At 57.3% G+C, this 9,455-nt stretch carries 8 protein-coding genes; 6 read left to right on the top strand and 2 right to left on the bottom strand.

All coding sequences use genetic code 11. The features are described from left to right. Positions 1–346 precede the first annotated feature (346 nt). Together E0F99_RS13325 and E0F99_RS13320 are read right to left on the bottom strand one after the other, a co-directional pair. The gene (locus E0F99_RS13325; RefSeq protein WP_083355889.1) at positions 347–1,567 is read right to left on the bottom strand and encodes a CaiB/BaiF CoA transferase family protein; all 1,221 of its coding nucleotides are present in this window, start codon (positions 1,565–1,567) and stop codon (positions 347–349) included. Positions 1,568–1,579: 12 nt separating this feature from the next. After that, positions 1,580–2,761: an acyl-CoA dehydrogenase gene (locus E0F99_RS13320; protein WP_083355890.1), complete on the bottom strand. Its 1,182-nt coding sequence runs from the start codon at positions 2,759–2,761 to the stop codon at positions 1,580–1,582. Between the two features lie 157 nt (positions 2,762–2,918). On the opposite strand from E0F99_RS13320, the gene E0F99_RS13315 reads away from it, so the two are divergent. The 6 genes from E0F99_RS13315 to E0F99_RS13290 all read left to right on the top strand — a co-directional run bounded on the left by E0F99_RS13315 (position 2,919) and on the right by E0F99_RS13290 (position 9,426). Beyond that, positions 2,919–3,818, top strand: coding sequence for a LysR family transcriptional regulator (locus E0F99_RS13315; RefSeq protein WP_083355891.1), 900 nt, complete (start codon positions 2,919–2,921; stop codon positions 3,816–3,818). Between the two features lie 452 nt (positions 3,819–4,270). Continuing rightward, positions 4,271–5,392, top strand: coding sequence for a Re/Si-specific NAD(P)(+) transhydrogenase subunit alpha (locus tag E0F99_RS13310; RefSeq protein ID WP_130908788.1), 1,122 nt, complete (start codon positions 4,271–4,273; stop codon positions 5,390–5,392). Between the two features lie 15 nt (positions 5,393–5,407). After that, entirely contained in the window at positions 5,408–5,731 is a 324-nt protein-coding gene (locus E0F99_RS13305; RefSeq protein WP_003170836.1) for an NAD(P) transhydrogenase subunit alpha part 2, read from the top strand. Next, positions 5,728–7,164 carry an NAD(P)(+) transhydrogenase (Re/Si-specific) subunit beta gene (locus tag E0F99_RS13300; RefSeq protein ID WP_083355893.1) on the top strand — a complete coding sequence of 479 codons (1,437 nt, stop codon included), beginning with the start codon at positions 5,728–5,730 and terminating at the stop codon, positions 7,162–7,164. The genes E0F99_RS13305 and E0F99_RS13300 overlap by 4 nt, the downstream gene beginning before the upstream one ends. Before the next feature lie 234 nt (positions 7,165–7,398). Further along, the gene (locus E0F99_RS13295; protein WP_083355894.1) at positions 7,399–8,892 is read left to right on the top strand and encodes an acetyl-CoA hydrolase/transferase family protein; all 1,494 of its coding nucleotides are present in this window, start codon (positions 7,399–7,401) and stop codon (positions 8,890–8,892) included. A 318-nt stretch (positions 8,893–9,210) separates the two neighbouring features. Next, complete coding sequence (locus tag E0F99_RS13290; protein ID WP_003187413.1) at positions 9,211–9,426, top strand: DUF1127 domain-containing protein; 216 nt, start codon at positions 9,211–9,213, stop codon at positions 9,424–9,426. The last annotated feature ends 29 nt before the right edge of the window (positions 9,427–9,455 follow it).

Raw genomic sequence — 9,455 nt, 5'->3', positions numbered from 1 at the left:
CGATCTCTCGTTAGCGGGAGGCGAATTCTACAGCGTTACACGCTGCTGTCAACACCTCTTTTTCTCCGCTTTCGACCGAGAAGATCGAAACGTTAATAGAGCCAAACAACACTGCCCTACCAACTCCTTCTGGGCTTCGATGAACTGAAGCAACTCGCTGTCGAATCTTGCGTAACTCTTTGTTTACCAAGGAGTTTTCCGTTTCGACTGCGCCGGAAGTGGGGCGAATTATAGACTTCCAGAATCTGCCGTCAACCCTTAATTTCGCTTTTCTATCAATTACTTAGGATTGATTAAAAAACAACCTACATACGTCGCTTCACGTGCTCTATATAGAAGGGAACACTCAGATAACACCCGCCTCTCTTAAAGCGGCCACATTCGCAGGCCCCAGCCCAAGCACACCCTGAAGCACCTGAACCGTGTGCTCTCCTAATAAAGGAGGCGCACTACGGTACTCCACAGGCGTCTTGGACAGCCGTATCGGACTGGCCACCTGCGGAACCATCCCCGCCAGCGCATGAGGCAACGCCATCTCCAGCCCACGCGCCTTGACCTGCGGATCGGCGAATACCTGCGCCAAGTCATTGATAGGCCCGCACGGCACGCCCACTCGCTCCAGCTGCATCACCCACTCAGCCGTCGTCTTGAAGACCGTCGCCTGGCGAATCAGCGGAATCAGCTGCGCACGGTTAGCCACCCGCAGCTTATTAGTAGCAAAGCGCGGATCCGCCGCCCATTGCGGCTGCCCAGCCACCTCAGCGAACTTACGAAACTGCCCGTCATTACCCACCGTCAGGATGAAGTCGCCATCAGCAGTAGGAAAGTCCTGATACGGCACAATATTTGGGTGAGCATTGCCCAAGCGCTTCGGCGACACACCTGTGGTCAGGTAATTCATCGCTTGGTTAGCCAGGCACGCCACCTGCACGTCCAGCAATGCCATATCAATGTGCTGCCCTCCACCGTCATGATCCCGGTGAGACAGCGCCGCCAGGATCGCCACAGTCGAGTACAGTCCCGTCAGGATGTCAGTCAACGCCACACCGACTTTGACCGGCCCTGCCCCATCATCATCCTCTGCCCGGCCGGTCAAGCTCATGAGCCCACCCAACCCCTGGATCATGAAGTCATAGCCAGCACGTGTCGCATAAGGGCCCGTCTGGCCAAAGCCCGTGATCGAACAATAGATCAACTCCGGATTGATCTCCTTCAACGACTCATAATCGAGCCCATACGCAGCGAGACCACCCACCTTGAAATTCTCGATCAGAATGTCGGACTTAGCTGCCAGGTCACGAACCAGCTTCTGGCCCTCCGGCCGCGTGAAGTCAATGGTCACCGACTCCTTGTTACGGTTAGCGGACAAGTAATAAGCCGCTTCACTGGTGTTCTCGCCATAGGCGTCCTTGAGAAAGGGCGGCCCCCAGGCGCGCGTGTCATCGCCATTACCCGGTCGCTCGACCTTGATCACCTCAGCCCCGAGATCCGCAAGGATCTGCCCGGACCAAGGGCCCGCCAGCACTCGCGATAAATCCAGCACCCGCAGATGTGAAAGCGCCCCCATGCCGTGCTCCTATTAATAGAACGCCTGAAGACCGGTTTGCGCCCGCCCGAGTATCAAGGCGTGCACGTCATGCGTCCCCTCATAGGTGTTAACCACCTCCAGGTTGACCAAGTGACGCGCGACCCCGAACTCATCGGAGATGCCGTTACCACCCAGCATGTCCCGCGCCATACGCGCGATATCCAGGGATTTTCCGCAGGAGTTGCGCTTCATGATCGAAGTAATCTCAACCGACGCCGTACCTTCATCCTTCATGCGCCCCAAACGCAGACAGCCTTGTAAGGCCAGGGTTATCTCGGTCTGCATATCGGCCAGCTTCTTCTGGATCAGTTGAGTCGCCGCCAATGGACGCCCGAATTGATGACGATCCAAGGTGTATTGCCGCGCGGTATGCCAGCAGAACTCAGCAGCACCCAACGCCCCCCAGGAGATGCCATAGCGCGCCGAGTTGAGGCAGGTGAAAGGCCCCTTCAAGCCACGCACGTCCGGAAAGATGTTCTCTTGCGGGACGAACACGTTGTCCATGACGATCTCACCAGTAATGGAAGCCCGCAGGCCGACCTTGCCGTGAATCGTCGGAGCACTCAGCCCCTTCCAGCCTTTCTCCAAGACGAAGCCACGGATATCGCCAGCATCGTCCTTGGCCCACACCACGAACACATCCGCGATCGGACTATTGGTGATCCACATCTTGACGCCGGTCAAGCTGTAGCCACCATCCACTTTACGTGCGCGGGTAATCATCGCACCCGGGTCCGAGCCATGGTTAGGCTCGGTCAGGCCGAAGCAGCCTATCCATTCGCCAGAGGCCAGCTTTGGTAGGTACTTCTGCTTTTGCCCCTCAGTGCCAAATTCATTGATTGGCACCATGACCAGCGACGACTGCACACTCATCATTGAGCGATACCCAGAATCGACACGTTCGACCTCACGTGCAATCAACCCATAACTGACGTAGTTCAGGCCGCTGCCACCGTACTGCTCGGGAATCATCGCGCCCAGCAGTCCGGTCTCGCCCATTTCACGGAAGATCGCTGGGTCGGTTTTTTCATGTCGGAAGGCTTCAAGCACACGCGGCGCCAGCTTGTCCTGGGCGAATTGCTCAGCACTGTCACGCACCATGCGCTCTTCTTCGGTGAGCTGTTGATCCAGCAGCAGCGGATCGATCCAGTTGAAGCTTGCCTTGCCAGCCATGAATAAGTCCTCGCGGAAAAAATCAGAAGTCGTGGATGCAGCCTAGGCCTGGCAGACGCAGAGGGCAAACGAGGTTTCTGCATAGGGTTGTGCTAATTTCTCACTTCGAAACGACTGAAAATGGCGCAGATGCGCTTTATAAGTGAGTACTACGTACATGCGCAGAAAAATCCCCAGTACTACTGCCTTAGTCAGTTTTGAAGCGGCGGCCCGCCACGAGAGCTTTACGAAGGCGGCACAGGAGCTTTCCATCACCCAAGGCGCCATCTGTCGACAGATCGCCAGCCTTGAGGAGTTTTTGAGTGTCGAGCTATTTCGGCGCTCAAGGCGCGGGGTAAAACTGACGGAAGCCGGCCTATCCTATAGCCGTCGAGTTGCCATGCAGTTGGACGCGGTGGAGCGCGATACCTTGTCAGTCATGGGGCAGCAGGGCGCCAACGTCATCGAGCTGGCAGTGGTTCCAACCTTCGGCACCCAATGGCTGATCCCCCGCCTCAAGGACTTTCAACACCAACACCCGGAAGTCACCGTAAACCTCACCAACCGTACGCGCCCCTTTCTGTTTGCCGATACCGAGTTCGACGCCGCGATTTACTTCGGCGATGCAGACTGGTCCGGCACTGAATCCCATAGGTTGATGGGAGAAAACCCGCTTCCCGTATGCAGCCCAAGATTACTCGGCACCCGCACCCGCTTCAGCCCTCAGGAGATTGCGCAGTTGCCGCTGCTGCAGCAAACCACAAGACCTTACGCCTGGCGCCAATGGTTCAACGCGCAACAACTGAACATACCTCGCGACATGACCGGGCCTCGTTACGAGCTATTCTCGATGTTGTCGCAGGCCGCCATGCATGACATGGGCATCGCGCTGATTCCGCCGTTCCTCATCCAGCGTGAGCTGGAAGAGAAGCACTTGGTGATCGCCAGCCCTCAAGCCCTGAGCAGCTCGAAGGCTTACTACCTGATGATTCCCGAGAGAAAAGTCGAATCTGCGTCCCTGCACGCTTTCAGGGACTGGTTAATAGACCAATCACAACGCTACAGCCCTAGTGTTTAAAGGCTAAATTCGATTTATTGACCCTGTAGTCAATTAAAATATGATCCTACAGATATACGTATATGTCGCTTTTAAGCAGACTGTATCTTTCAGCTTAAAATAGGGCTCAAGGCCACAATCAACAAGGCTTATAGCGACTACGAGCTGCCAATGCCCGACCATTCACACCGAAGATAGAAAAAGACTCTATAAGCCTCTGAAACCCCTTAAACACTTGTATTTAAAGAGGTTATTTCATTGAGTTGCGACAATCAGTCACAGGGTGACTTGTAGTTAATTTTTCGTCACCCGTCATAATCTCTTGAAGGCCGTAAAGTTCGCCTGCAAAATGCCGCGCCCCGCTGTCATTTCAGCGGGATCGTGCTGATCGGCCGCCCCAGCTGCGCCCCTCACGGTGCACTGGCCTTTTTACAAAAAGATCAAAAGCAAAAAGATCATGCAGGAGATTTGACGTGCACATTGGTGTTCCTCTCGAAACCCAGACCGGTGAAACGCGGGTGGCTGCCACCCCGGAAACCATCAAGAAGCTGATCGGCCAGGGCCATAAGGTCACTGTACAAAGCGGCGCCGGCATCAACGCCAGCATCGTCGACAATGCCTATGAAACGGCAGGCGCCACCATTGGCAGCGCCAGCGACGCGTTTAACACCGAGCTGATTCTCAAGGTGGTTGCTCCCAGCGACAGCGAACTGGCGCTGATCAAAAGCGGCACCGTGTTGGTGGGCATGCTCAATCCGTTCAGCGACGAAACCATCGGCAAGCTGGCCGAGCGCGGCATCACAGCCTTCGCGCTTGAAGCTGCGCCACGCACCTCGCGGGCTCAGAGCCTCGATGTGCTTTCATCGCAGGCCAATATTGCCGGCTACAAAGCGGTGCTGCTGGCAGCCCATCACTACCCGCGGTTCATGCCAATGCTGATGACCGCTGCGGGCACCGTAAAAGCGGCCCGTGTGCTGATTCTCGGCGCTGGCGTCGCAGGCCTGCAGGCTATCGCCACGGCGAAACGTCTGGGTGCGGTTATTGAAGCGTCTGACGTTCGCCCTGCGGTAAAAGAGCAAATCGAATCCCTCGGTGCCAAGTTCGTCGACGTGCCGTACGAAACCGATGAAGAGCGCGAATGCGCTGTCGGCGTCGGTGGTTATGCCCGCCCGATGCCTTCGAGCTGGATGCAGCGTCAAGCCCTGGCCGTACACGAACGCGCCAAGCAAGCCGATATCGTCATCACCACGGCGCTTATCCCGGGCCGCAAGGCACCGACCTTGCTGAGCGCCGAAACCGTAGCGCAAATGAAGCCAGGCTCGGTAGTGATCGACCTCGCCGCCGCCCAAGGTGGCAACTGCCCGCTGACCGTCGCTGACCAAGTTGTGGTGGAAAACGGTGTGACCCTCTGCGGTCCGACCAACCTGGCAGGCGCTGTAGCCGCCGATGCCTCTGCTTTATATGCGCGCAACCTGCTGGACTTCCTGAAGCTTGTCTTCAACAAGGAAGGGCAGTTTGAAATCAACCTCGAAGACGACATCGGCGCCGCGTGCCTGATGTGCCGCGACGGCCAAGTCATCCGCAAAAACGCCTAAGCAGGGATTCAGACGATGGAAGAGCTTATCTCCCCCGGTATCTACAACCTGATCATCTTTGTGCTGGCGATTTATGTCGGTTACCACGTGGTCTGGAACGTCACTCCCGCACTGCACACGCCATTGATGGCGGTGACCAACGCGATCTCGGCGATTGTGATCGTCGGCGCCATGCTGGCGGCGGCCCTTACCGTTACGCCACTGGGCAAGACCATGGGCACTCTGGCCGTGGCTCTGGCGGCTGTTAACGTGTTCGGCGGCTTCCTGGTAACGCGCAGGATGCTCGAGATGTTCAAGAAAAAAGCCCCGAAAGTAAAAGAAGAGGCGCCATCGTCATGAGCATGAATCTCGTCACGACGCTCTACCTGATCGCGTCGATCTGCTTCATCCAGGCCCTTAAAGGCTTGTCGCACCCGACCACGTCGCGACGCGGCAACCTGTTCGGCATGCTCGGCATGGCGCTCGCGGTGCTCACCACCGTCGGCCTCATCTATAAGCTCGGTGCTGAACTGGCTACAGCCGGCATTGGCTATGTGATCGTCGGCCTGCTGATAGGCGGCACTGCCGGCTCAATCATGGCCAAGCGCGTAGAAATGACCAAAATGCCCGAGCTGGTGGCATTCATGCACAGCATGATCGGCCTGGCCGCAGTGTTTATCGCCATCGCCGCCGTGGTCGAGCCGCAATCCCTGGGCATTGTCAAACACTTGGGCGACTCGATCCCTGCTGGTAATCGCCTGGAACTGTTCCTCGGCGCCGCTATCGGTGCGATCACCTTCTCTGGTTCGGTGATTGCGTTCGGCAAGCTGTCGGGCAAGTACAAGTTCCGCCTATTTCAGGGCGCACCGGTACAGTTCGGCGGCCAGCACACGCTAAACCTGGTGCTGGGCCTATTGACGCTTGGTCTAGGCCTGACGTTCATGTTCACCGGGAACCTCAGTGCCTTCGCGCTGATGCTGGCGCTGGCCTTCGTGCTTGGCGTGCTGATCATCATCCCGATTGGCGGCGCCGACATGCCCGTAGTCGTGTCGATGCTCAACAGCTACTCCGGCTGGGCAGCGGCGGGTATCGGCTTCTCGCTGAACAACTCGATGCTGATCATCGCCGGCTCCCTGGTGGGCTCCAGCGGCGCGATCCTGTCGTACATCATGTGCAAGGCGATGAACCGCTCGTTCTTTAATGTGCTGCTCGGCGGTTTCGGCAACACGCTGGATGCGGCGGGCCCGGCTGGCTCTACAGAGGCGCGCCCGGTTAAATCCGGTTCTGCCGACGACGCCACCTTCCTGCTTACCAATGCTGACACCGTGATCATCGTTCCCGGCTATGGCCTGGCAGTGGCACGCGCGCAACATGCGCTTAAAGAGCTGACCGAGAAGCTGACACACCGCGGCGTAACCGTGAAGTACGCGATCCACCCGGTGGCGGGCCGTATGCCAGGCCACATGAACGTACTGCTGGCCGAGGCAGAAGTGCCTTATGACCAGGTGTTCGAGATGGAAGACATCAACTCCGAGTTCGGCCAAGCCGACGTGGTGCTGGTATTGGGTGCGAACGACGTGGTCAACCCAGCCGCCAAGAATGACCCTAACTCACCGATCGCTGGCATGCCGATCCTGGAGGCGTTCAAGGCCAAGACGATCATCGTCAACAAGCGCTCGATGGCCAGCGGCTACGCAGGCCTGGACAACGAGTTGTTCTACTTGGACAAGACCATGATGGTCTTCGGTGATGCCAAGAAGGTCATCGAAGACATGGTCAAAGCCGTCGAATAACACTGCGCCAGCGCAATAACCGAAACCCTGGCCTGCAGTAGGCTGGGGTTTTTTCGTTCCAATGCTCTGCGTGGGAATGCAGCCAGAGATGCTCCGCGGCCCGCTCTGCACACTCACATGAAACCCGACCAAAGGCTCTAAATCGCTGCCTGGCATTCGACCATGGTAGCGGGCCGAATTTTTTTGAAATCACTACACTGCCCACCTTGCTTCCGTAGCCTGAGATAACAATTCATGTACCGTGATCGTATCCGCTTGCCTTCGTTGTTGAACAAGGTCATGAGCGCGGCAGACGCCGCCGCACTGATCGAGGACGGCATGACCGTCGGCATGAGCGGCTTCACCCGCGCCGGTGAAGCCAAGGCCGTTCCCCATGCCCTGGCCGAACGCGCCAAGACTTCGCCACTGAAAATCACCCTGATGACCGGCGCCAGCCTGGGCAATGACCTGGACAAGCAACTCACCGAGGCCGGCGTGCTGTCCCGGCGCATGCCATTCCAAGTGGACAGCACTCTGCGTAAGGCGATCAATGCCGGCGAAGTGATGTTTATCGACCAGCATTTGTCAGAAACCGTCGAGCAACTGCGTAATAACCAGCTCAAGCTTCCGGACATCGCGGTCATCGAAGCCGTCGCAATCACCGAACAAGGCCATATAGTGCCGACCACCTCCGTGGGCAACTCGGCCAGCTTCGCGATTTTCGCCAAGCAAGTGATCATCGAGATCAACCTCGCGCACAACCCGAACCTGGAAGGGCTACACGACATCTATATCCCGACCTACCGGCCGACCCGTACGCCGATTCCGCTGGTCAAGGTCGACGACCGCATTGGCAGCACCGCGATTCCGATTCCGCCCGAGAAGATCGTCGCCATCGTGATCACCAACCAGGCTGACTCGGCCTCCACCGTGACGCCACCGGACGCCGACACCCAAGGCATCGCCAATCACTTGATCCACTTCCTCAAGCAGGAAGTGGATGCAGGGCGCATGACCAACAAACTCGGCCCCCTGCAGGCCGGTATCGGCAACATTGCCAACGCGGTGATGTGCGGCTTGATCGATTCGCCGTTCGAAGACCTGACCATGTATTCGGAAGTGCTGCAGGACTCGACGTTCGACCTGATCGACGCAGGCAAGCTGAGCTTCGCCTCGGGCAGCTCGATTACCTTGTCGGAACGGCGCAATGCCGATGTGTTCGGCAACCTGGAACACTACAAGGATAAGTTGGTACTACGCCCCCAGGAAATCTCCAACCACCCTGAAGTGGTGCGGCGCCTGGGTATCATCGCTATCAACACCGCGCTGGAATTTGATATCTATGGCAACGTCAACTCCACTCACATCTGCGGCACGCGGATGATGAACGGGATTGGCGGCTCCGGGGATTTCGCGCGCAATGCGCACCTGGCGATCTTCGTCACCAAATCGATTGCCAAAGGCGGAGCGATTTCCAGCGTGGTGCCGATGGTCAGCCATGTGGACCACACCGAGCACGACGTGGACATCCTGGTGACTGAGGTTGGCCTCGCCGACCTGCGTGGCCTGGCGCCGCGAGAGCGGGCCCGGGTGATCATCGACAACTGTGTCCACCCGGCGTATCGCGAAGCGCTGAACAGTTACTTCATCGCTGCCTGCGCCATCGGCGGGCACACCCCGCACATCTTGCGTGAAGCACTGAGCTGGCACATCAACCTGGAAGAAACCGGGCATATGCTCAAGGCTTGATTGATACATCATCGAGCTGATGCAAACACAGTTGCATCAGCTCGACAGTGCTAATCGCACTTTCACGAAAAACTGTACTGCTGTACCGGTCTTTTCCTACCGGAAAACCCTACAACCTCCACTGAATTTGCCGATTTCGCCCTTTTTCAGTGCAGACAGGTACAGTTGCCCCATTTACGTACAGTACAGCCGCTATAAACAGTTAACTGGCCCCTCACAATACAAGTGAACTGTATCTAGAGAGTCTTGCATCGGAAGAGGATCATTGACATCAGTTAAACCACTACCTAATCCCGCCACAAGCGGAAGGATGTCATCATGGAACGTACACTCAGTTCCGAACTGTTCTTCGAAGAAAAAGCTGTAAACACCCAGGCTTCCCTGCCTTTGCGCGTTCTCGCCAACCTGATGTTGTGGCAGCGCCGCATCTCCAGCCGCCACCAACTGGCTCGTCTGGATTCGCGTCTGCTGGCTGACGCTGGTATCAGCGAAGCTCAACGCTACGAAGAGCTGAGCAAGCCGTTCTGGCGTTAACTGACGCCCGCTGGCCCTGACCCGCCGGG

Source organism: Pseudomonas antarctica, assembly GCF_900624995.1.
GTDB classification, from domain to species: Bacteria; Pseudomonadota; Gammaproteobacteria; order Pseudomonadales; family Pseudomonadaceae; genus Aquipseudomonas; species Aquipseudomonas antarctica.
The sequence above is the reverse complement of the archived record's forward strand: the minus strand, read 5'-3'. Positions and strand labels throughout refer to the sequence as shown.

What these genes read in the sequence shown, in the direction of transcription:
- E0F99_RS13325 (WP_083355889.1), bottom strand. Translation starts at nt 1,567, where the DNA reads ATGGGGGCGCTTTCACATCTGCGGGTGCTGGATTTATCGCGAGTGCTG.
- E0F99_RS13320 (WP_083355890.1), bottom strand. Translation starts at nt 2,761, where the DNA reads ATGGCTGGCAAGGCAAGCTTCAACTGGATCGATCCGCTGCTGCTGGAT.
- E0F99_RS13315 (WP_083355891.1), top strand. Translation starts at nt 2,919, where the DNA reads ATGCGCAGAAAAATCCCCAGTACTACTGCCTTAGTCAGTTTTGAAGCG.
- E0F99_RS13305 (WP_003170836.1), top strand. Translation starts at nt 5,408, where the DNA reads ATGGAAGAGCTTATCTCCCCCGGTATCTACAACCTGATCATCTTTGTG.
- E0F99_RS13300 (WP_083355893.1), top strand. Translation starts at nt 5,728, where the DNA reads ATGAGCATGAATCTCGTCACGACGCTCTACCTGATCGCGTCGATCTGC.
- E0F99_RS13295 (WP_083355894.1), top strand. Translation starts at nt 7,399, where the DNA reads ATGTACCGTGATCGTATCCGCTTGCCTTCGTTGTTGAACAAGGTCATG.
- E0F99_RS13290 (WP_003187413.1), top strand. Translation starts at nt 9,211, where the DNA reads ATGGAACGTACACTCAGTTCCGAACTGTTCTTCGAAGAAAAAGCTGTA.